Genomic DNA, 21,285 nt, shown 5'->3' with positions numbered 1-21,285 from the left:
CGCCTTCACTCCTCCTGCAAAAATTTACGGCCGGAAAAAATACCGACTCCAAGAAAAAGAGATTGACCTGATGGCAGATGTCAGACCAATTTACCTCCCATGACAAAGCCCATGCTTACACCCCTTCCTTCCATCGATCGGACGCAGCAAGTCATCGAGGCGCTGTCGACTTTCATCGAGTCGTCGAAGCTGCAGGCGGGCGACAGGCTGCCGACGGAGCGCGAGCTGATGGCGGCGCTTTCGGTAGGACGATCCACCATTCGCGAGGTCATCACCTATTTCCAGGCGCTCGGCGTCATGGAGACACGCAAGGGCAGCGGCACCTACCTGCTGAAGCCGGTTTCCAAGGCGACGATCCACATGCCGCTGTCGCTCGACCCGCCGCATCTGCGCGACGCGCTGCTGCAGACGCTGGAGGTCCGCCGCGGCATCGAGTGCGAGGCCGGCATGGTGGCGGCTAGAAAGCGGACCGCCAAAGACATCGCCATCATCGAAGAGAAGCTCAACGAGATGGAGCGTGTGCACATGGCCAAGGGCACGTCGGGGCCGGAAGACTTGGCTTTTCACCTTGCCGTCTATGACGCCACGCACAATCCGCTGTTCCGCCAGCTTCTCGAGCAGATGCGCGAGACCTTCGAGCGCTTCTGGGAGCATCCCTTCGACCGGCAGGATTTCGCCCGCCGGTCCTTCCCCTATCACCGCACGCTGTTCAACGCGATCGTCGACCAGGATCCCGAGGCGGCGCGCGCCGAAACGCTGAAAATTCTCGACGTCGTCGAGGAAGACATCAAGGAAATGTCCAAATGACCGACGGGCTAGAGCCGTTCGAACTTGCGTCCCTTATTACCGCTCACGACGACGGCAATTTCGCCGAGGCCGTCGTGCCGCCGATCTTCCAGACCTCGCTGTTCACCTTCTCCAGTTATGACGAGATGATCGCGTCCTATCGCGGAGAAAAGGTGCGGCCGATCTATACGCGCGGCCTTAACCCGACGGTACGCATGTTCGAGGAGATGCTGGCAAAGCTCGAAGGGGGCGAGGATGCGCTCGGATTTGCCAGCGGCATGGCCGCCATCTCTTCGGCCGTCTTGAGCTTCGTCGAGCCGGGTGACCGGATCGTCGCCGTCAAGCATGTCTATCCCGATGCTTTCCGTCTCTTCGGCACTGTTCTGAAACGCATGAAGGTCGAGGTAACCTATGTCGACGGGCGCGACGAGGAAGCCGTCGCCAAAGCACTTCCCGGCGCCAAGGTCTTCTATATGGAAAGCCCCACGAGCTGGGTCATGGAGGCGCATGATGTCGGCGCGCTGGCGGCATTAGCCAAGCAGCACGGCGTCGTCTCCATGATCGACAATAGCTGGGCAACGCCCTATTTTCAGCAGCCTTTGAAGCTTGGCGTCGATCTCGTCATTCATTCCGCCTCGAAATATCTCGGTGGGCACAGCGACGTGGTCGCCGGCGTCGTCGCCGGCTCGAAGGAGATGATCGCCCGCCTGAAAGCCGAAGCCTACCCTTATCTCGGCGGCAAGCTTTCGCCTTTCGACGCATGGCTTCTGATCCGCGGTCTGCGCACGCTGCCGATCCGCATGAAGGCGCATGAGGCGGCGGCAATGACGATCGCCCAGCGGCTGCAGGAGCTCGATGTCGTCGAGCAGGTTTGTCATCCGGGCCTTGCCAACCGGCTGCCCGCCGGCCTGAACGGAACCTCGGGCCTGTTCTCTTTCATCTTCCGCGAGGGTGTCGATGTGCGCGCCTTCGCCGACCGCCTCAGGCTCTTCAAACTGGGTGTGAGCTGGGGCGGACATGAGAGCCTGATCGTGCCGGGCGAAGTCGTGCTGCAGCAGAAGGCCCAGCCGAATTCCGCACACGCATTCGGCATCAATCCGCGCTCCGTACGTCTCCATGTCGGCCTCGAAGGAACCGAGGCCCTGTGGAAGGAACTCGAGGAGGCGATCGCCGCCGCCTCGTGAAATCGTCAATCTGAGAGGAAAACCTAAAAAGGGGAACCAACATGAAAAGACTGATAACAGCAGCACTCTTTACCGCCTTGATGGGCGGCACCGCCTTTGCCGATACGACGCTGAAGCTCGTGGAAGTCATCACGAGCCCGGAGCGCACAGAGACGCTCAAATCGATCGTCGCCAAGTTCGAGGCGGCAAATCCCGGCACCAAGGTCGATATCATCTCCCTGCCGTGGAACGAGGCGTTTCAGAAATTCGCCACCATGGTCTCGGCCGGCGACACGCCCGACGTTATGGAAATGCCCGACACCTGGCTGTCGCTCTACGGCAATAACGGCATGCTCGAAAGCCTCGAGCCTTACCTCGCCAAATGGGAGCACACGAAGGAACTGACGCCGCGCGCTCTTCAGCTTGGCCGTGACGTGAAGAACACCGCCTATATGCTGCCCTACGGCTTCTATCTGCGCGCCATGTTCTACAACAAGAAGATTCTGAAGGACGCCGGTGTCGCCGAGCCGCCGAAGACGATGGACGAATTCGTCAAGGCATCCGCAGCCATCTCCAAGCTGCCGGGCAAATACGGCTACTGCATGCGCGGCGGTCCGGGCGGGCTCAACGGCTGGATGATCTTTGCCGCCTCGATGGCCGGCGACAACAAGTACTTCAAGGATGACGGCACGTCGACGATGAACAGCCCCGGCTGGGAGAAAGGCATCGAATGGATGGTCGATCTCTACAAGAAGGGCTATGCGCCGAAGGATAGCGTCAACTGGGGCTTCAACGAAGTCGTCGCCGGCTTCTATTCCGGCACCTGCGCCTTCCTCGACCAGGATCCCGACGCGCTGATCGCTGTCGCCGAGCGCATGAACAAGGACGATTTCGGCGTCGCGCCGCTGCCGAAAGGCCCGGATGGCAAGTCCTTCCCGACCATCGGCTACGGCGGTTGGTCGATGTTCTCAAGCAGCCAGAACAAGGATCTCTCCTGGAAGCTGATCGCAACGCTCGAGGGGCCGGAAGGCAACCTTACCTGGAACAAGAAGATCGGTGCTCTGCCGGCCTATGCGGCTGCGGAAAAGGACCCATTCTATGCCGGCGATCAGTTCAAGGGCTGGTTCCAGGAACTGGCCGACAAGGACACCGTTCCCACAGTGATGCCGACCTATCTTGAAGAATTCGCCTTCTTCAAGGATTCGCTCGCCATCAAGACCTCGCAGCAGGCATTGCTCGGCGATATCTCGGCGAAGGATCTAGCCGACCAGTGGGCTGATTACCTGACCAAGGCCCAGCAGAAATTCCTGGCCAAGAAGTAAGTCCCGCATGCGGCGGCGGAGCGATCCGCCGCCCTTTCTGCCCACTTGAAACAGACGGCGTTCGAACGCCGCGAATGGGAACTCTCGCAGATGACCTCGATCACCGGCACGCTCGACAGGCGCCACGACCGCAGGCCGTGGCCGAAGCGCCTTGCCGACGCCTCGGAACCCTACCTTTACAGCGCCCCTTCCCTGATCCTCATCATTGCGGTGATGCTGGTGCCGCTGGCGATCGGCATATCCTACGCCTTTCGCGATATTCAACTGCTCAATCCATTTTCCGGCGGGTTCATCGGTCTCGAGCATTTCCGCGATCTCTCTAAGGATAAGGCTTTCTACTGGGCACTGAAGAATACGCTTTGGTGGACCGGCGCTTCGGTGCTGCTGCAGTTCGCTTTCGGGCTGATCCTGGCGCTTCTGCTGGACAAACCGTTTTTCGGCCGATCGATCGTACAGGCGCTGGTATTCCTGCCGTGGGCTGTGCCGTCTTTCCTTGCCGGCCTCAATTGGTCCTGGCTGTTCAACCCGGTGATCGGCCCGATACCGCATTGGCTCTATGGCGTGGGTCTGATGAGCGAGCCGGGCAATATTCTGTCCGATCCGAACTATGCGATGTGGGGGCCGATCGTCGCCAATGTCTGGTGGGGCATTCCCTTCTTCGCGATCACGCTTCTGGCAGCCCTTCAGGCCATCCCGCGCGACCTCTATGAGGCGGCTTCGATCGACGGCGCCGGCTGGTTCGAGCGCTTTCGTTCGATTACGCTTCCCTTCCTGGCGCCGACCATCGCCATCACCGTGCTCCTGCGTACGGTCTGGGTCTCCAATTTCGCCGATCTGATCGTCGTCATGACGGGCGGCGGGCCTGCAGACCGCACGCAGATCGTCGCGAGCTACATTTTCACGCAGGCCTTCAAGCGGCTGGATTTCGGCTATGCCTCGGCCATCGCGCTGGTGCTGCTGGTCCTTCTTCTCACCTATTCCATGCTGATCATCCTGCTGCGGCAGACCCTGCTGAACAAGGATTGAGCCATGAGACGATCCATCCTTCCGACCATCGCGCATCGCCTAGCCATTCTTTGCTACGTCGTCTTTGCGCTCTTCCCGCTTTTCTGGCTGCTCAAGGTCTCGGTCACACCGAACGACCTGCTTTATACGGAAGGCGTGCGCATGTGGCCGTCGCGCACGACTTGGGAACATTACTCCTTCGTGATACAGCACAGCGATTTCCCGACCTTCTTCAAGAACAGCCTGATCGTCTCCGGTTCGACGGCGATTGCCGTGACGATCTGCGCATCGCTCTCGGGCTACGCGCTCTCTCGCTTCAATTTCCGCGCCAAATACTGGATCGTGGCGCTGATGCTGCTGACCCAGATGTTTCCGCTCGTCATGCTCGTCGCGCCGATCTTCAAGATCCTGACGCCGATGCATCTGACCAACAGCCTGACGGGCCTCGTCATCGTCTACACTGCCTTCAACGTGCCCTTCGCCACCTTCCTGATGCAGTCCTTCTTCGACGGCATCCCGAAAGATCTGGAGGAGGCCGCGATGATCGACGGCGCGACGCAGTTCACCGCCTTCCGGCAGATCATCCTGCCGCTGACGCTTCCCGGCATCGCAGCCACCCTCGGTTTCGTCTTTACGGCGGCATGGAGCGAACTGCTCTTCGCGCTGATGCTGATCAACGGCAATCAGGCTGCGACCTTCCCGGTCGGGCTTCTCACCTTCGTCTCGAAATTCTCCGTGGACTTCGGGCAGATGATGGCGGCCGGCGTCATGGCGCTCATACCGGCCGCACTCTTCTTCCTGCTCATCCAACGTTATCTCGTGCAGGGCCTGACGGCCGGCGCGGTCAAGGGTTAGTCACATGGCATCGATCGATATTCAGAACGTCAAGAAAGCCTACGGCCATGTGCAGGTGCTGCACGACATCGATCTCAGGATCAAGGACGGCGAATTTGTCGTGCTCGTCGGTCCCTCCGGATGCGGCAAATCCACCCTGCTACGCATGATTGCCGGCCTCGAAGACATCAGCGGCGGCGAAATCCGCATTGCCGACAACCGCGTCAACGAGCTGCATCCGAAGGATCGCGATATCGCCATGGTCTTTCAGTCCTATGCGCTCTATCCGCATATGAACGTCGCCGGCAACATGAGCTACAGCCTGCGGCTGCGGAAGGTGGCAAAGGACGGCATTGCAAAGGCTGTCGCCGGTGCGGCATCCAAGCTCGGACTTGATCCGCTGCTCGAGCGCCGGCCAAAGGCGCTCTCCGGCGGTCAGCGCCAGCGTGTCGCCATGGGTCGCGCCATCGTGCGCCAGCCGAAGGCTTTCCTCTTCGATGAGCCATTATCGAATCTCGACGCGCGGCTGCGCGAGCAGATGCGCGCGGAAATCAAGAAGTTGCATGGCGATCTTAAAGCAACGTCGATCTATGTGACGCATGACCAGATCGAGGCGATGACGCTGGCGGACCGCATCGTCGCCATGCACGGCGGCGTCGTGCAGCAGGTCGGCAGCCCCCTTGAACTCTATGATCGCCCCGCCAATCTCTTCGTTGCGGGCTTCATCGGCTCGCCCGGCATGAACTTCCTCGATGCCACGTATGAGAGCAATGCCGTCAGACTCAAGGATGGTACGCTCGTTCCGCTTCCCGCGCCGCTGAAACTGGCTGATGGTACGAAGGTCACACTCGGCATCCGCCCGGAGCATGTCGTTTTGTCATCTGATCCGTCCGACATGGCCGCCAATGTCGAATTGATCGAACCCACCGGCTTCGGCATCATCCTACACCTTTCACTGCACGGCCTGCCGTTCAAGGTGTTCACATTGGATCGCACCGCACTGAGCGCCGGCAATCGGGTCAATGTCGGCTTCCCGGCGCAGCATCTGCATGTCTTCGACGAAGAAGGGAAGCGGGCGGCTTGACGGCCGCCCTTTGAAAATTCTCAGCTCGCGAACGGCTCCGTCGGTCCGCTGGAAGGCGGGGTGAACCAGCGCGGACCGTCCGAGGTCATGTAGATGTGATCCTCCAGCCTGATGCCGAATTTCTGCGGGAAGACGATCATCGGCTCGTTCGAAAAGCACATGCCGGGCGCAAGCCTCGTTGCGTTGCCGCGCACGATATAGGGTTCTTCGTGAATTTCGAGGCCAAGGCCGTGACCGACACGGTGCGGCAATCCCGGCAGCCTGTAGTCCGGCCCGAGCGAATGTCTCGTCAGCACGGCGCGCGCCGCATCGTCCAGGCTGGAGCAGGCGGCGCCCAGCTTTGCGGCACCGAAAACCGCCTGTTGCGCCTCACGCTCGATCGCCCAGGCATCTTCAAAGGCGCTGTCGCCGCTCTTCAGCTTGTATGTCCGCGTCAGGTCGGAATGATAGCCGTCGATGCGGGCGCCGGTATCCACCAGAATGACGTCGTCTTCGCCGAGCGTCTGGTCGCCGTCAGCGCCATGTGGCAGTGACGTGGCCTCGCCGAAGGACACGATGCAGAAGGTCGAGCCGCCATCGGTACCGGCCTCACGATGACTCCGGTCGATGAACTCCGCCACTTCCGATGCGCGAATTCCCGGCTTGAGCAAGGCGTGCGCCTGCTTGTGCACGTCCAGCGTCAGTTTCATGGCATATTGAATGAGCGCGATTTCGGCTGGAGACTTGAGCCGACGCAAGCTGCTGATGATCGGCCCACCATTGACAAGTCTTTCGGCTCCGAGCTCGGCCGCCAGCCCGTGGTAGAAATATAGCGGCATGCTGTCGTCGAGCGCCAAAACGCCCTTATCCCCCAGCACGCGGGCGATGAGTGCCGCGCTGCTCTCCTCTTCCTGCCATTCCAGGATTTCCGCCGGCAGATGCGGCAGGGTTTCCACCCGGCTGCGTTCGAAGCCCGGAACGATATAGTGTAGCCCCGTTGGCGTCACCAGCGCGCCCAGAAACCGCTCGCTCGCATGCCAGACGAGCCCGGTGAAGTAACGCAGGCTCTCTGTCGGCCCCAGCAACATGCCGCCCAGGCCCTGCGCATCGAGCAGTTTCCTAAGCCTCGAAAGGCGCTGGTCCCTTTCCTCTTCAGTGATCCTGGGTACTGGATGTTGCCACGACATTCCTATTCTCCTCGATAATCTTTGCCTTGCAGGCATCCATCCCGCACCGGATGGAGCCGCGCCGACACTATCGCTCAAGCGGATATTATGTCGACAAATAAAATACAAAACCACCACCGGCGGCTTGCCGAATGATCACAGCCGCGTTCGATCGCTAAATTATCTGACAGCGCGAATGCTGTCCCGATGGTTCACTACCTCCATCGAAACAAACGATGGAGTATCACCATGCAAGCTGCAAACACCTTAACGTCTTCCAAACGTGTCCGCAGCCACAACGAAGCCCGGCATTCGCCTCTTTCGCTGTTGCCGGACCTTGTACATCTGCTCGCGCGCAAGATGGCCGAAAGGAGAAACCGCACTGCACTTCTGGAACTGTCGGACGATCAGCTGAAGGATATCGGCCTTTCTCGCGGCCAGAACGGAAGCGACGTCCATGTCTATAGCCGCTACTAAAGATAGTGCAGGCCGTGCTAAGATTAGCTAATGTGGCGAGTACCGGCCCTGGGATGAGGATTTTGGCATGTCGCAAATTTCGACAGCTTTGCTGCTGAAGACGAAGACCGTCCTCATCCGCGATGTCGTCTGCAATGGCGAATGCCGCCACAAGACCGATGAGGAGTGCACCCATCGGACGAGCCTTGTCTATCCCTATCGCGGCGTCTTCAAGCGTCATGTCGGCCAGAACGACGTCGTTGCGGAAGCAAACCAGGTGCTGTTCTTCAACCGCGAGCAGGGATATCGGATCAGCCATCCGGTCGACGGCGGCGATTCCTGTCTCGACCTCATGATCGACGAAACGGTCCTTCACGAGCTTGTTCCAAAGGATCAGGTTCAATCCGGCGACGGTGTGGTCTTTCGCCGCCAGCGGCGGCGGATAGATCCCCGTGCCCAGGCGCTTGTCGCGATGCTGCGTCATGGGCTGAGCCGCAATATAGCCGAGAGCCTCGAAGGCGAGACGCTGGCGCTGACCCTGGTGCGCCGGTCGCTCGGCGAGCGCACGTCACATGCAGCCGGCGCCAGTTTCGGCCGGCAGAAACTTGTCGACCGCGCAAAGCTCGTCCTGTCTTCCGATCTCGCCCGCCGCTGGACGCTTGCTGAGATCGCCAAGGAGGTCGGCGTCTCGCCCGTTTATCTGACGCAGGTCTTCCAACAGGTGGAAGCCATACCGCTCTACCGTTACCAGTTACGGCTCCGGCTGGCGCGCGCGCTCGATCTTCTCGGCTCTTATGACGACCTGACCATGCTCGGGCTCGATCTTGGCTTTTCCAGCCACAGCCATTTCAGCGCCGCCTTCAAACAGACCTACGGCCTGACGCCGGCGGAATTCCAGCGCTCGGCACAATTGAAGCCGAAGCGTTACGCTGCTCGCTAAAGATTCCGACAGCGCCGATGCAATGATCGGTGTTCTCATGACCCTGCCCCGGCAACGGGATCGATCAGGAAAGGATCATGAGATGAAGAGAACCACATGTGCCGCTTGCGACTGCGAACTGGGTGCTGAAACCATCAAGGTCAATCTCGGCGGCAAATCGGTCGAAGTATGCTGCGAGGAATGTGCGGCAGCCTTGAAGGAGGCCGACCAATCGACATCGGCCGCATCCAGCGGCAAGGAATAGCGGCCAGACCAGAGCAAGTCGCTATGGCGGTAACAGCAAAGGCGCGGCCGCGGTAGGGATGCCGATATGCAGGGCATAGGCAACCGCCGTATCGAGATGCGGCAGTTGCCAATTTCGGCGCCGAGCGTCCAGGAATCTCGGACCAGCATCGTCAGACGGAAAATTGTAATAAAGTGTTGCCGGCCGCCAGTTGGCAAACTTCGTTCGCAACATTCCTTTTGCAGGAAATACTCCGACACATAGGGACGTATTGCATTCACACGGCCCAACTAGCCTCAGCATCAGTTAATTGAAATGAAGGTACTGATCATGAGGCAACAATACTTCATTGCAACATTGCTGGCAGCCGCGATCGGCTCCGCAGCCGCTTCGGCCTATGCCACGGAGCCGGCCGGTGAGCCGGATGGGCAGAATCCGATGAGCATCCAGGCTCCACAACCTCCACAGCCCTGCATGCCGCCGCCTGGCTGGTCTTTTCCGGGCCAGCACCCGGAAGGTCCGATGATGGCTTTTGGCGGCGACATGCCCATGCTGCCTCCTGGCCCGCCCGGCGGCTTCCCTCACGGACAGAATCCGGCCCTGGCGATCGCAGGCAAATTGTCGGCGCTTGAAACGCTGATTGGTATTCGCAGTACTCAGCTCGATGCCTGGAGGGACTATACCAATGCGCTGACGGATTTTCTGGCTTTTCCCAAGCACCAGCCTGCGGGCTCTCTGCCGGCCGATGCTGCGGCTGCTCCTCAATCCGATCGTGATGCCGGCAAACAGGGGGAACTCTTCGGCGAGCTGATGGCCGATCACCTTCTGGATCGCGCCGGCAAGGCAACGGCCCTCAAGGAGAAGGCGCTCGCCTTGCGCAATGTGCTGACCGCCGATCAGCTGGCGAAGCTCGAGGACGCCGAGCGATCGCTCGTTCCCGGTCCGCATGCCTTCCACTGATTGATGGAAGAAAATCCTGGCCGGGAAAACTCCACGGCATAGTTACCATCGACCATTTCCTCTCCGCTTCCGACCAATTTGAGATCCCCCCCGGACGCCTCTGGTGGTTGGAAGGAGCGGCCCGTAAAGGGCCGAATGGTCCGGGAACGCCCCGCCCGGCGTTCCCGGACCAATTCTGTGTGAACGCCGTAGCCTTTTTCCACGGAGGAAAATTGCCCCATGCGACGGGGCTAAACTTATGCGGGCTCCATAAGGCCAACGCTCAAAATCAATAAGACAGGGATAGAAATCTTGCCGACTTGTTCGCGTTCAAACACAAAGCCATCAAATATCATCATTGCCGCCGTGCTCGCCGGAACGTTGACAAGCTGCGTCGTCGGGTCGGACTACCGCGCACCCGGCCTCCCGATGCCATCGCATTGGGGCGACAAGGGCGCGACCGAACCGCGCAAGGTCCCGCAACTGTCTCAATGGTGGAAGCAACTCAAGGACCCCACCCTCAATGCGTTGATCGAGGAGGCCATCGCCGACAATCTTGACGTGGCGACGGCCAAGGCGAAAATCCGCCAGGCGCGTGCCACCTACCGGGAGCAGAAAGGGGCACTGCTGCCGACCGTCGAGGGAACCGGTTCGGCCACGCGCACGCGCACCTCCGCCGCGGAGAGCGGTACGGCGGACGCGACGTTTTCCACGCTATATGCGGGAGGTTTCGACGCGAGCTGGGAGATGGATCTCTTCGGGGGCAACAAACGCGCCGCCGAAGCGGCAAAATATGGCGTCGATGCCGCGGACGAGCAGCTCCGCGACACCATGCTGACCTTGATCGGCGATGTCGCCTCCTACTATGTCCAGGCACGCGAATATCAGGCGTTGCGCGATCTGGCCAGGCGCACCGCGATATCGCAGCGCAAGAGCGCGGCGCTTACGCATGCCGAATATCAGGCAGGCAGCGCCACTGCGGTCGATACAGCCAAAGCCGACGCGCAGGCCAGCAGCACGGAATCCGACATTCCAGCCTACGAAATCTCCTATGCCGAAGCGGTTCACCGCCTGAGCGTGCTGCTGGGCAAGCCGCCTGCAACTTTGGAAGAAAGGCTCAAGACGGGAGGTTCGATCCCAAGCCCGAAGATGAACGTTGCGATCGGCATTCCCGCCGATATCCTCACATCGCGCCCGGATGTGCGTCTCGCGGAGCGGCAGCTTGCGCAGTACACCGCGAAGATCGGTCAGGCGGAGGCCAATCGTTATCCCTCCATCTCCCTGACGGGCGACATCACATCGTCGGCCGCCAGCATCGGTGATCTCGCCAAGACGTCGTCCATCGGCTGGTCGCTCGGTCCGTCACTGACGGTGCCGCTCTTTCAGGGGGGCCAGCTCAAGGCCGCAGTCGACGTCGCCAAGGCCGAGCGTGATCAGTACTTCATCGCTTATCAATCGGCCGTCCTATCGGCCATGGAGGATGTCGAGAACGCCGTGGTGTCGCTTACCCAGGAGCGTTTGAAATATGTCAAGCTCGCCTCGTCCAGCAGCTCCTATCGCCGCGCTTCCGATCTTTCGCGCACACTTAACAAGGCCGGCGCCACCGGTTTTCTCGATGTGCTCGATGCCGAGCGTTCGCTCTACAGCGCCGAAGAATCCGTCATTGAAAGCCGGGCTTCGATAGCCACCGACTATATCGCGCTCAATAAGGCACTGGGCGGCGGCTGGGATGGCCTGGTCGACGTATCGATTCCCGCCGTTATCGATGCCGATACAGGCCCGCACCCGAGCACGGCTAAATAATCTCATCCGAACACCGTGGAACATAAGGTCCCGATAACCGTCAGTCCCAAACGTGCCAATGACCCAATTCCCGCGCCCGCCAAAACTCGATCACGGCAAAGCATCGGGCCTGGGCACTTGCTGTCTGCCGCTCCTCTGGCGCCTGTCACGTGGTTGTCAGCGCAAGCATTCTCCAGCGCTTCCTGACCGAAACCGTACTCGTGTATCTGCTGGGTGGTGCTTTCGGCATTGCGACCGCGCTCGGCTTTGAGCTTTACCTTCAATCATTTGAGTCCAGCTTCACACTGATCTATTCGACGAATTCGATCATTTTGGCGTTCACCTGTTCCCGCGTAATCGGCCTGACCTTCGGCTACCCGCCCGCAATGCCTCGCAGCCTGATCCGATGGGGCATTCTCAACAGGCTGATATTTCCGGGAAAAATCCAAGGCCGGGGCCGGAAAGCAATCCGGCTTCACCATTCGTGTTGGGGGCGTCATGGCGAAGCCGGGTATGCGGGGCGATCAAAGCCTGCTCGAGTCACGCTGCTGATCGACTGTAATTTTACATCAGTTGGTGCCCGGAACATTTCTGAAGATTGCTGAAACAAGGCATTTTGACGAAATTTAGTGTCTCGGTTTTTCCCTTCGCAGGAGCGTTATTTAGAAAATTCTTTAATATTATCATAAGCATCGTCATTTCTAGAATTTTTGAATACTTCAGGCAAGTAAAGCCTACATGGGCGAAAACCGGCGTGGACCGGCCCCTTTCTCAAGCGAAGCAGGTTTATGTTCGAACGATGAGTTTGTTGGCCTGTTCTGTTTGTATCAGCCTGCAACCCTGGCGTCGGCGCTCTTGAATGACACGACCTGCTCCAGGCCCCGGGGTTGACGGTTGCGTACCGTGATCTCACCCTCGAACCGGGTAACGATTTCGCGCGCGATGGCCATGCCTAGGCCGGCGCCGGGGAAGGATTTCTGCCTTGCCATGTCGATTCGGAAGAAGGGTTCGAACACCTGGTTCAGCCGATCCTCCGGAATGCCCGGACCCGTATCGACAATCCGCACAACGGCCCTGTTGCCGAGATGCGTCACCGTCACGGTTGCCGACTGGCCATGTGTCGCAGCATTGATGAGAAGGTTGCGCAGCGCCCTCGTGACGGCCAGCGGACCCGCGCAGATCGTCGTCTGTTCCATGTCGCCGGCCCTGACGTTCATGTCGATCGCCTTCAGCTCGGTGACCACATCCTCGACGATCCTGTCGAGCCTGACCTTTTCCAGACTATCATTGGAAATCTCCTCCCGAACCAGCCCTATGGCGCTGTCGGCAATCCTGTCGAGCTCCTCGAGATCGGAAAACCACTTGTGCCGTTCCTTGTCGTCCCGGATGAATTCCGCACGCAGGCGCATCCGCGTCATCGGTGTCCGCAGATCGTGACCGGCGGCGGCGACAAGCCGCATGCGGCTTTCCGTGGCGGCTTTCACCCTGGCCGACAGGCCGTTGAGGGCCTGGGCAGTCGCGCGGATCTCACCCGGGCCGGTCTCCGGTATATGCGGCAGCGTGCCGTCGGGATTGACCGCAGCGACCGCTTCCTCCAGCAGACGCAGCGGCTTCATGATTTTCGACGCGGCAAAGATCGAAACCAGCACGCTGCCGATAATGATGAGGCCGAGCCACCCCACAAGAATCTTCCAGCCGTCCGGCGGCGGACCGTGCTCGGGCATCGGCATGATCAGCCAGTTGCCGTCGGAGAGCTTCAGGGAGGCGATCATCTCGCCGGTCGATTGACGCAATATGATCGCTTCGCGCATGCCGGCAATTCGAAGCAGCGCTTCCATGAGAAAGCGCGAGAGCTCCTGGTCGCGCTGACCTACGGCCGGCATGGGTCTGACGACCAATCCAGCTGCCGCCGCCGCTGTCCTATCCTTCTCCGCAAAGGTCGCCAGAATGGAAAGCTGTCTAGCCATGCGCTCGACGGTCATGTCCGGCCGTGGTCCGCGCATGACGAGACTTGCGACAAAGGACGAGGAAATGACGACCAGCACGATGGCGGTCATCAAAAGCAGAGCCAAACGCGCGCCGAGCGACCTCATGAATCGCCCTTGATAGCCGTTACCGGAACGACGAGCTGATAGCCTCCGTTGCGGATCGTCCGGAAGATTGGTTCTTCCACCGTTTCCCCGAGCTTGCGGCGCAACCGGCTCATCAGGACGTCGATCGAGCGATCGGCCGGATCGCGGTCGCGTCCCTGCGTCAGATCGAGCAACTGATCGCGGGACAACAGCCGCCCCGCGCGTTCCAGGAACGCCTTGAGAAGATCGAATTCCGCGCCCGTCAAGGAGATGACCTCGCCATTGTCCCTGCTGACGCGGCGAAGTTGCGGATCAAGCATCATATCGGCGAACTGAAAGCGCCTATGCTCCGGCTCCGACGAAAGATCGTCGTTCGTACGGCGCAGGACGGCACGAATGCGTGCGGCCAGCTCGCGCGGATTGAACGGCTTGCCGAGATAATCGTCGGCGCCGATCTCCAAACCGAGAATGCGGTCAATATCCTCCTTTAAGGCGGTCAGCAAGATGACCGGGACGCGGGGACGGCGGTTGCGCAGGTCACGGCAGAGGTCGAGGCCCGACCCATCGGGAAGCATGACGTCCAGCACCAGCAGGTCGGGATGCCGGCGGTTGAGCGCGTCGTTGCAGCCGCGCAGATCGCTTGCCGTCGCTACACGGAAGCCCTGCTCCTCGAGATACCGGCTCAGCAGAGAGCGTATCTCGTGATCGTCATCGACTATCAGAATGTCGGGAGCAGCGTTGGCGTTCATAGGCTTCATTCCGTTCTTTCAATCCTTATACAAACTATCATTTCCCTGAAAAGAAGGGTTTTGCGGCACCAATACGGAAATTCCCGGCTTGGAAACGTTGGTTTACAAAATTCCCGCCACCGGAAATGTTGGGTAACAAAATAATGCCTGAAATACGAAACGGCGCGGCAGGACGTGCATCTCGCAATGAGATGGGCCTGCGAAAGCGGGCTGCCTTCAAAGGCATCCGCCGGATGTCGAAAAGTGTGATCTGTTTCCGAACGACACCATCATGCCGGCTTTGTTGATTGCAGAGCGATTTCAGATTTCAGGTTGAACAGACTTAAAATCGTCCGGCTCTAGCCGAATACTCCATAAAGGACATCCCTATCGGATGAACGGCACATCGCGTGCAGCGGCGACATCACCTCGAACGGGACAACCAGACGGTACGGGGAAATGGGCATCCCGGATATGGGAGGAACGCTTCAAGCGCTATTACCGGGATGCTGATGCCATGCACTGTGTTCCAGCGCAAATTGAAGGGGCGCACCGAAGTGCGCCGCTTGTTCACATGATGAAAAAAGTCGAGGGCGGAACCTGCAATGCGGTGGCAATACGGCGAAGCTTTGCCGGATCGGCCTCTGCGCCTGCCTCAATTTCAACGATTTCCTCGCTGGTGAGACCACAGGTTTCCGACAGATCGTCGATCGTGTAGCCGATGGCTTCCCGCGCCTGTCGCACGGCGGCAGCAATCTCACCATGCGGGACGGTAGAAGCTTTTGAACTATCGATATTATTCGCAGTAATGGACATGAAATTTCTCCTTCCAAAGTCCGCCGGCCAGCTCGTTGCCGGGTGAAGGCAGCTATTGCAGCCAGGAGGCATATCGACCTAAACAGACGCGGTCGAACGCTGGGTCAATATAGGCATCGATGCGGCAAGGGCAAGCGCAGAAGCGCATGGCAGCCAATCCCCCAGCTCGCGGCTCGTTACGCCTGTTAAAACTAAGTGATCATCCCGGCGGCCCTGGTTACGAAGATGCGGGCCGTTCGCTGCAGGCTTATTTGAGCGGCCTTTTCCTCCACCAGTGCGTGGCGGATGCGGGGCGACGACGGCGATTCGCGGGATGCTCACCTCTTGCCTTTTGCCTTGCGTATCTTCCGCTCGGCTGCAAGCAGAAGCCCTTTGAGTTCCGGTTCGCGTACGCGATTGGCGGCCTCGATGAAGGAGACCCATTCGGTTCGGCGCTGGCCCCGCTCCGGAAAATCCTGCAAAATCTGATCGACCTCCAGCAAATGCAGTCCGACGATACAGGGAACGTGACTGCCGTCGGCAAGGTGCTTCAGATAGGTAAAGTAGCCGAAGGGCTTCTTCTTCACCTTGCCGCGTACGCCGGCTTCCTCATAGGCCTCTATGGCAGCGACTTCATGCGGCTTCTTGCCTTTGATCGGCCAACCCTTGGGAACGACCCAGCGACCGCTTTCCCGGCTCGTGACGACGAGAACCTCGGCATCGTCCTGTCCGATGCCTTTTCTATAGCAGATGGCGGCATATTGTTCGCAGACGCGGCCGTGGAGCAGAGCATCGGCATGAGCGGCAAGCTCGGACAGAAAACTCTCCGAACGCTTCAGGATCTTTTGCTGCGCTGAGATTGAAGACGCCATGGCCCGCGACTACCCGCAACACGTTCGGCAAAGGCATACTCGTCTCAAGGCCGGCCGGCATGTGATCACAAAATCATCCCTCACACATGCCCTCCTGTTCTGCCCGCGGCAGCGCCATGCTTCCCAACTTTCATTAAGATGCTGTGAGCTGTTGCGGTGACAGTTTTATGAAGGCCACTGTTGATGACGGTGTGCGGAGGGGTTGCATTCGCAGCGATAAACAAAACTGTGACCGGACGGGCACGGAAACTGAAAACGGCCCCGCAGGAGGACCGTTCCGTAGTTGCGGATAGGGGCAAACCTACTCGGCGGCCTGCAATGCAGGCACGTCGATTTCCTCGCTCAGCTGCCCCGCCATGGCGGCGGCAAACTTGGTCTGATCGAGTTCGTTTTCCCAGCGGGCGACGACGATCGTGGCAACAGCATTGCCGACGAAGTTCGTCAGGGCGCGGCACTCCGACATGAAGCGATCAATGCCGAGGATCAGCGCCATGCCGGCGATCGGAACCGAGGGAACGACGGCAAGGGTCGCGGCAAGCGTGATGAAGCCTGCGCCCGTGATGCCGGCAGCGCCCTTGGAGCTCAGCATGGCGACCAGCAGCAGCAGGATCTGGTCAGTGAGCGACAGCGGCGTATCGGTCGCTTGCGCAATGAAGAGCGCCGCCAGCGTCATGTAGATATTCGTGCCGTCGAGGTTGAAGGAGTAACCCGTCGGAATGACGAGGCCGACGACGGAGCGCTTGCAGCCAGCACGTTCCATCTTGTTCATCAAGCCAGGCAGCGCCGCCTCGGAAGAAGACGTACCGAGCACGAGCAGCAGCTCCTCCTTGATGTAACGGATCAGTGCCAGGATCGAGAAGCCGTTGTAGCGCGCAACCGCGCCGAGCACGACGAGCACGAACAGCAGCGACGTCGCATAGAAGGTGCCGATCAGGAAAGCCAGATTGGCGATCGTACCGATGCCATACTTGCCGATGGTGAAGGCCATCGCGCCGAAGGCGCCGATCGGCGCGAACTTCATCAGCAGCGCAACCATGCGGAAGATGGGGGTGGTCAGCGCCTGCAGAAAGTCGGCGACCGGACGACCGCGTTCGCCGGCGGCGCCGAGCGCGATACCGAAGACGACCGAGAAGAACAGCACCTGGAGGATGTCGCCCTTGGCGAAGGCTCCGACGATCGTATCCGGAATGATGTTCATCAGGAAGCCGACGACCGAGGCATCATGGGCCTGCGCGGCGTAATTGGTGACGGCCTTCGTATCCAGCGTCGCCGGATTGATGTGCATGCCGGCGCCCGGCTGCACGACGTTGGAGATGATCAGACCGACGATCAGCGCCAGGGTGGAGAAGGTAAGGAAGTAGACGAACGCCTTGCCGACGACGCGGCCGAACTTCTTCAGATCCGACATGCCGGCAATACCGGTGGTGACCGTCAGGAAGATGACGGGCGCGATGACCATGCGCACCAGCTTGATGAAGGCATCGCCAAGCGGCTGCAGCGAAGCGCCGAGTTGCGGGTAGTAATGGCCAAGCAGGATGCCGGCAGCGATGGCGGTGAGAACCTGCACGTAAAGGTGCCGGTAGAAGGGAAGTTTGCCGCGCGTTTCGGCGGCAGCGATGGGAGCAATCATGATGTCCTCCGTTAAGCCCAACCGATCTCTCGGCCCTCCGGGCGACGACTAGAATTCAACAGCCTCCGACTGTTCCGTCTCCCTCTGCAATGCGTGTGCCAAACAGATAACTCAAAATAACCTATTGTTTTTGCTGTGCTTCGAGATCAATTACAGAATGTTGAACGTCAGAATGTGCGAAGATCCGCACAGATCGATTTGCTATGAGCGCGAAATCATGCACAATATGGCCATGCTGCAGCGCCCGGCCAACGAACGACTTTTGACGCCTGAGCAACTGGGTCGGCGCTCCCGCCGCGTCTGGTTCGTTTTCGCTTTTCTGAGCGCGGCCATTCTTGCCGCCGGCCTCTACGGGGCGAGCGTCTACGGCCGCCTGTCGGCAATACAGATGCTGCAGAGGCAGGGACACACGGATGCGAACCTGAAGGTCGCGCTTTTGAGGGCAGTCCTTGAGCGGCCCCGCGCCCTGCCGCTGCTGCTGGCCGACGATCAGCAGGTGCGCGATGCGCTCACCAACCAACACGCCGATAACGTCGTTGCCCTCGACCGCAAGCTGGAAAGCCTGGTTTCGGGAACCAGCGCCTCCGTCCTCTATGTCACCGGCAAGGATGGCGTTGCGATGGCATCGAGCAATTGGCGCGAGCCCTTGAGTTTCGTCGGCAACGACTATTCCTTCCGCGATTACTTCAGCAAGGCGATGGAAGCCGGAACCGCCGAGCATTACGCGCTCGGCACGGTCAGCAATCGCCCGGGTCTTTATATTTCCCGCCGCGTCGGCGCGGCCGGTTCCGCCTTGGGCGTCGTCGTCGTCAAGATGGAGTTCGATCAGCTCGAGGCCGATTGGAGCGAGACCGGCCGCCCGGCATACGTGACCGATGAACGCGGCGTCGTCCTCATCACCAGCCTGCCCTCATGGCGCTTCATGACGACGACGCCATTTTCGCGTGAAGAGGCTGCTGCCATTCGAAAGAGCCTGCAGTTCGGCGCAGCACCGCTGTCGCCCCTGCCGATCAGCCATCCGGAGACCGTAGGTCCGGATGCGACCATCGTACGCGCCGTCCTGCCGGGGAGCAGTGCTGCAGAATATTTGCGCCTGACGACGCCAATCCCCTCGACGCCATGGCAGCTCGGTTATCTGATCCCGACAGATCAGGCGATCGCATCTTCGGTGCGCGAGATGCGCTTTCTCACCTTGACCGTCCTGTTGCCGATTCTGGCCTTTGCCGCCTTTCTGCTGCGTCGCCGGGACGTCGCCGTCATGCAGATCGCCGTCAGCAGGATCGCGCGCGAGGAACTCGAGCGCCGTGTTCTGGAGCGCACGGAGGATCTCAGCCTGGCGCGCGACCGCCTGGAAGCGGAGATAGCGGACCATCGGGCGACCGAAGCCAAGCTGCAGGGCGTGCAGCAGGATCTCGTACAGGCCAATCGCCTCGCCATTCTCGGCCAGGTCGCAGCCGGCGTCGCCCATGAGATCAACCAGCCGGTGGCGACGATCCGCGCCTATGCCGAGAACGCGCATATTTTTCTCGACAGACAGCAGACGGAGCCGGTCAAGGAGAACCTGTCCGCGATCGCGGCACTGACGGAGCGTATCGGCACCATCACCGAAGAACTGAAGGCCTTTGCCCGCAAGGGGCGGACCGCGCCGGAACCGGTGGACCTGAGAAGCGTGATCGAGGGAACCGTCATCCTTCTCAGAAGTCGATTTGCCGGCCGATTGGATGCCTTGAAGATCGAATTGCCACCGATGGGGCTCAGCGTCATCGGCACGCGCATCCGGCTGGAGCAGGTGCTGATCAACCTGTTCCAAAACGCTCTGGAAGCCCTGGAGGGCCGTAAACAGGCCAAAGTCGAAGTATCGGTGCGCGAGACTTCGGAGGAAGTCGAGATCGTGGTCTCGGACAACGGGCCTGGCATTCCCGCAGCAATCCTCGACCAGCTGTTTACACCGTTCAATACCTCAAAGGAAAAGGGCCTCGGCCTCGGCCTCGTCATTTCGAAGGATATCGTCGTCGACTACGGCGGCCGGATCGACGTCGAGAGCAACGGCAGCGGCACCCGCTTCACCATCCATCTGCGCAAGGCCATACCATGAACGAGAGCTCGCCCGTCTTCCTCATCGACGACGACAAGGATCTGCTGAAGGCGACGAAGCAGACGCTCGAACTCGCGGGCTTCGCAGTCTCGGCCTTCCCGACGGCAGCAGATGCTCTCAGTGCCCTACATGCCGGCTTTGCCGGTGTCGTCGTCTCCGACATCAGGATGCCGCAGATGGATGGACAGCGGCTTTTCGCCCATATCAAGACGTTCGATGCCGATCTGCCTGTCATCCTGATGACCGGTCATGGCGATATACCGATGGCGGTGCAGGCAATCCAGAATGGCGTTTATGATTTCATCGCAAAGCCCTTTGCCACGGACCGGCTGGTGCAAAGCGTGCGCCGCGCGGCGGAAAAGCGGCGGCTTGTGCTGGAAAACCGCGCGCTGCGGCAGGCAGCCGAGCAGGCTCAGGGCGATCTCCCTCTGATCGGCCAGACCCCCGCCATCGAGCGGCTACGCCATACGCTGCGACAGATCGCCGATACCGACGTCGATGTGCTAGTGACCGGCGAAACGGGCAGCGGCAAGGAAGTGGTGGCAAGCCTGCTGCATCGCTGGAGCCGCCGCGCCAAGGGCAATTTCGTTGCGCTAAACTGCGGCGCCCTGCCCGAAACCGTCATCGAAAGCGAGCTCTTCGGTCACGAACCGGGCGCCTTCACGGGCGCACAGAAGAAACGCGTCGGGCGGATCGAGCACTCAAGCTCCGGCACGCTTTTCCTGGACGAGATCGAAAGCATGCCTCCGGCCATTCAGGTGCAGATGCTGCGCGTGCTCGAGATGCGCGAGGTGACCCCCCTTGGTACGAACGAGGTCCGCCCCGTCGATCTGCGCGTCGTGGCGGCGGCGAAGGTCGATCTTGGCGATCCAGGCCAGCGCGGCGATTTTCGCGAGGACCTCTATTATCGACTCAACGTCGTCACTCTTTCCATCCCGCCCCTGCGTGAACGTCGCGACGACATCCCCCTGCTCTTCGGTTATTTCGCCGAACGGGCCGCGAACCGGTTCAAGCGTGAAGTCCCTGCCATTTCCGTGGCTGTGAGCCGTCATCTGCAACAGCACGATTGGCCGGGAAACGTTCGGGAGCTTTCGCATTTTGCCGAACGCTTCGTGCTTGGCCTCGAAACGGCAGCGGCATCCAAACCCAATGAAATGCCGATGACGGATACCAGATTGCCGCTGCCCGCCCGGGTGGAGCGTTACGAAGCCGAACTCATCCGCGAGACGCTGTCACAGAATAATGGCGATGTCCGCCGCACGATCGAGGCGCTTGGCATTCCCAGAAAGACCTTCTACGACAAGCTGCAGCGGCACGGCATCGTCAGGGGCGACTTCGCCGGCTTTGACGGCGACGAACGCCGGGGCTCATAAATCGCAGTAGCGCGATAAGCTGCGGCATGATTTTATCCTTA

At 60.1% G+C, this 21,285-nt stretch carries 20 protein-coding genes; 14 read left to right on the top strand and 6 right to left on the bottom strand.

The features are described 5' to 3' along the window. Positions 1 to 111: 111 nt before the first annotated feature. The 6 genes from Q4Q11_RS02000 (at position 112) to Q4Q11_RS01975 (ending at position 6,194) form a co-directional block, all read left to right on the top strand. Positions 112 to 807 (top strand): FadR/GntR family transcriptional regulator, encoded by a 696-nt coding sequence (locus Q4Q11_RS02000; RefSeq protein ID WP_112508712.1) that lies wholly within the window; start codon positions 112 to 114, stop codon positions 805 to 807. After that, positions 804 to 1,970 (top strand): PLP-dependent transferase, encoded by a 1,167-nt coding sequence (locus Q4Q11_RS01995; RefSeq protein ID WP_112508619.1) that lies wholly within the window; start codon positions 804 to 806, stop codon positions 1,968 to 1,970. The genes Q4Q11_RS02000 and Q4Q11_RS01995 overlap by 4 nt, the downstream gene beginning before the upstream one ends. A gap of 41 nt (positions 1,971 to 2,011) precedes the next feature. Next, complete coding sequence (locus Q4Q11_RS01990) at positions 2,012 to 3,271, top strand: ABC transporter substrate-binding protein (protein ID WP_498568428.1); 1,260 nt, start codon at positions 2,012 to 2,014, stop codon at positions 3,269 to 3,271. Between the two features lie 90 nt (positions 3,272 to 3,361). Then, positions 3,362 to 4,297: a carbohydrate ABC transporter permease gene (locus Q4Q11_RS01985; protein ID WP_498568427.1), complete on the top strand. Its 936-nt coding sequence runs from the start codon at positions 3,362 to 3,364 to the stop codon at positions 4,295 to 4,297. 3 nt (positions 4,298 to 4,300) lie between these two features. Further along, positions 4,301 to 5,131, top strand: coding sequence for a carbohydrate ABC transporter permease (locus Q4Q11_RS01980; RefSeq protein ID WP_498568426.1), 831 nt, complete (start codon positions 4,301 to 4,303; stop codon positions 5,129 to 5,131). Positions 5,132 to 5,135: 4 nt separating this feature from the next. Beyond that, positions 5,136 to 6,194: an ABC transporter ATP-binding protein gene (locus tag Q4Q11_RS01975; RefSeq protein ID WP_498568425.1), complete on the top strand. Its 1,059-nt coding sequence runs from the start codon at positions 5,136 to 5,138 to the stop codon at positions 6,192 to 6,194. A 20-nt stretch (positions 6,195 to 6,214) separates the two neighbouring features. On the opposite strand, the gene Q4Q11_RS01970 is transcribed toward Q4Q11_RS01975, so the two are convergent. Beyond that, on the bottom strand, positions 6,215 to 7,360 hold the full coding sequence (locus Q4Q11_RS01970) for a M24 family metallopeptidase (RefSeq protein WP_498568424.1): 1,146 nt from the start codon (positions 7,358 to 7,360) through the stop codon (positions 6,215 to 6,217). A 228-nt stretch (positions 7,361 to 7,588) separates the two neighbouring features. Here Q4Q11_RS01970 and Q4Q11_RS01965 point away from each other — a divergent pair, with 228 nt between their 5' ends. The 6 genes from Q4Q11_RS01965 (at position 7,589) to Q4Q11_RS01940 (ending at position 12,284) form a co-directional block, all read left to right on the top strand. Further along, complete coding sequence (locus Q4Q11_RS01965; RefSeq protein WP_498568423.1) at positions 7,589 to 7,816, top strand: DUF1127 domain-containing protein; 228 nt, start codon at positions 7,589 to 7,591, stop codon at positions 7,814 to 7,816. Between the two features lie 67 nt (positions 7,817 to 7,883). Further along, positions 7,884 to 8,735, top strand: a complete 852-nt coding sequence (locus Q4Q11_RS01960; RefSeq protein WP_498568422.1) for a helix-turn-helix domain-containing protein — start codon at positions 7,884 to 7,886, stop codon at positions 8,733 to 8,735. Between the two features lie 82 nt (positions 8,736 to 8,817). Beyond that, positions 8,818 to 8,979, top strand: coding sequence for a hypothetical protein (locus Q4Q11_RS01955; protein WP_498568421.1), 162 nt, complete (start codon positions 8,818 to 8,820; stop codon positions 8,977 to 8,979). Positions 8,980 to 9,288: 309 nt separating this feature from the next. After that, entirely contained in the window at positions 9,289 to 9,918 is a 630-nt protein-coding gene (locus Q4Q11_RS01950) for a hypothetical protein (protein WP_498568420.1), read from the top strand. A gap of 291 nt (positions 9,919 to 10,209) precedes the next feature. Next, positions 10,210 to 11,700, top strand: coding sequence for an efflux transporter outer membrane subunit (locus Q4Q11_RS01945; protein ID WP_498568419.1), 1,491 nt, complete (start codon positions 10,210 to 10,212; stop codon positions 11,698 to 11,700). A 149-nt stretch (positions 11,701 to 11,849) separates the two neighbouring features. Then, positions 11,850 to 12,284 carry a hypothetical protein gene (locus Q4Q11_RS01940; protein WP_498568418.1) on the top strand — a complete coding sequence of 145 codons (435 nt, stop codon included), beginning with the start codon at positions 11,850 to 11,852 and terminating at the stop codon, positions 12,282 to 12,284. 222 nt (positions 12,285 to 12,506) lie between these two features. On the opposite strand, the gene Q4Q11_RS01935 is transcribed toward Q4Q11_RS01940, so the two are convergent. From Q4Q11_RS01935 to Q4Q11_RS01915, 5 genes are all read right to left on the bottom strand, one after another. Then, positions 12,507 to 13,772 (bottom strand): ATP-binding protein, encoded by a 1,266-nt coding sequence (locus Q4Q11_RS01935; RefSeq protein WP_112504199.1) that lies wholly within the window; start codon positions 13,770 to 13,772, stop codon positions 12,507 to 12,509. Continuing rightward, on the bottom strand, positions 13,769 to 14,500 hold the full coding sequence (locus Q4Q11_RS01930; RefSeq protein ID WP_112504229.1) for a response regulator transcription factor: 732 nt from the start codon (positions 14,498 to 14,500) through the stop codon (positions 13,769 to 13,771). The genes Q4Q11_RS01935 and Q4Q11_RS01930 overlap by 4 nt, the downstream gene beginning before the upstream one ends. Before the next feature lie 549 nt (positions 14,501 to 15,049). Then, on the bottom strand, positions 15,050 to 15,295 hold the full coding sequence (locus tag Q4Q11_RS01925; RefSeq protein ID WP_498568417.1) for a helix-turn-helix domain-containing protein: 246 nt from the start codon (positions 15,293 to 15,295) through the stop codon (positions 15,050 to 15,052). A gap of 317 nt (positions 15,296 to 15,612) precedes the next feature. Further along, a complete protein-coding gene (locus tag Q4Q11_RS01920; protein ID WP_498568416.1) occupies positions 15,613 to 16,146 on the bottom strand; it encodes an NUDIX hydrolase in 534 nt (177 codons plus the stop codon). A 301-nt stretch (positions 16,147 to 16,447) separates the two neighbouring features. Beyond that, the gene (locus tag Q4Q11_RS01915; protein ID WP_498568415.1) at positions 16,448 to 17,776 is read right to left on the bottom strand and encodes a dicarboxylate/amino acid:cation symporter; all 1,329 of its coding nucleotides are present in this window, start codon (positions 17,774 to 17,776) and stop codon (positions 16,448 to 16,450) included. A gap of 217 nt (positions 17,777 to 17,993) precedes the next feature. Here Q4Q11_RS01915 and Q4Q11_RS01910 point away from each other — a divergent pair, with 217 nt between their 5' ends. Both Q4Q11_RS01910 and Q4Q11_RS01905 read left to right on the top strand, forming a co-directional pair. Then, complete coding sequence (locus Q4Q11_RS01910) at positions 17,994 to 19,871, top strand: sensor histidine kinase (RefSeq protein ID WP_498568414.1); 1,878 nt, start codon at positions 17,994 to 17,996, stop codon at positions 19,869 to 19,871. Continuing rightward, positions 19,868 to 21,244: a sigma-54-dependent transcriptional regulator gene (locus tag Q4Q11_RS01905; protein WP_498568413.1), complete on the top strand. Its 1,377-nt coding sequence runs from the start codon at positions 19,868 to 19,870 to the stop codon at positions 21,242 to 21,244. The genes Q4Q11_RS01910 and Q4Q11_RS01905 overlap by 4 nt, the downstream gene beginning before the upstream one ends. Positions 21,245 to 21,285 lie beyond the last annotated feature (41 nt).

The sequence above is a fragment of the Rhizobium sp. UFLA01-1127 genome, assembly GCF_059803845.1.
This window is presented reverse-complemented; position numbering and strand designations above follow the sequence as displayed.

Bases quoted from the DNA above. Each gene is read 5' to 3' on its own strand.
- Q4Q11_RS02000 (WP_112508712.1), top strand. From the start codon at position 112: ATGCTTACACCCCTTCCTTCCATCGATCGGACGCAGCAAGTCATCGAG.
- Q4Q11_RS01995 (WP_112508619.1), top strand. From the start codon at position 804: ATGACCGACGGGCTAGAGCCGTTCGAACTTGCGTCCCTTATTACCGCT.
- Q4Q11_RS01990 (WP_498568428.1), top strand. From the start codon at position 2,012: ATGAAAAGACTGATAACAGCAGCACTCTTTACCGCCTTGATGGGCGGC.
- Q4Q11_RS01985 (WP_498568427.1), top strand. From the start codon at position 3,362: ATGACCTCGATCACCGGCACGCTCGACAGGCGCCACGACCGCAGGCCG.
- Q4Q11_RS01980 (WP_498568426.1), top strand. From the start codon at position 4,301: ATGAGACGATCCATCCTTCCGACCATCGCGCATCGCCTAGCCATTCTT.
- Q4Q11_RS01975 (WP_498568425.1), top strand. From the start codon at position 5,136: ATGGCATCGATCGATATTCAGAACGTCAAGAAAGCCTACGGCCATGTG.
- Q4Q11_RS01970 (WP_498568424.1), bottom strand. From the start codon at position 7,360: ATGTCGTGGCAACATCCAGTACCCAGGATCACTGAAGAGGAAAGGGAC.
- Q4Q11_RS01965 (WP_498568423.1), top strand. From the start codon at position 7,589: ATGCAAGCTGCAAACACCTTAACGTCTTCCAAACGTGTCCGCAGCCAC.
- Q4Q11_RS01960 (WP_498568422.1), top strand. From the start codon at position 7,884: ATGTCGCAAATTTCGACAGCTTTGCTGCTGAAGACGAAGACCGTCCTC.
- Q4Q11_RS01955 (WP_498568421.1), top strand. From the start codon at position 8,818: ATGAAGAGAACCACATGTGCCGCTTGCGACTGCGAACTGGGTGCTGAA.
- Q4Q11_RS01950 (WP_498568420.1), top strand. From the start codon at position 9,289: ATGAGGCAACAATACTTCATTGCAACATTGCTGGCAGCCGCGATCGGC.
- Q4Q11_RS01935 (WP_112504199.1), bottom strand. From the start codon at position 13,772: ATGAGGTCGCTCGGCGCGCGTTTGGCTCTGCTTTTGATGACCGCCATC.
- Q4Q11_RS01930 (WP_112504229.1), bottom strand. From the start codon at position 14,500: ATGAACGCCAACGCTGCTCCCGACATTCTGATAGTCGATGACGATCAC.
- Q4Q11_RS01925 (WP_498568417.1), bottom strand. From the start codon at position 15,295: ATGTCCATTACTGCGAATAATATCGATAGTTCAAAAGCTTCTACCGTC.
- Q4Q11_RS01920 (WP_498568416.1), bottom strand. From the start codon at position 16,146: ATGGCGTCTTCAATCTCAGCGCAGCAAAAGATCCTGAAGCGTTCGGAG.
- Q4Q11_RS01915 (WP_498568415.1), bottom strand. From the start codon at position 17,776: ATGATTGCTCCCATCGCTGCCGCCGAAACGCGCGGCAAACTTCCCTTC.
- Q4Q11_RS01910 (WP_498568414.1), top strand. From the start codon at position 17,994: ATGCACAATATGGCCATGCTGCAGCGCCCGGCCAACGAACGACTTTTG.
- Q4Q11_RS01905 (WP_498568413.1), top strand. From the start codon at position 19,868: ATGAACGAGAGCTCGCCCGTCTTCCTCATCGACGACGACAAGGATCTG.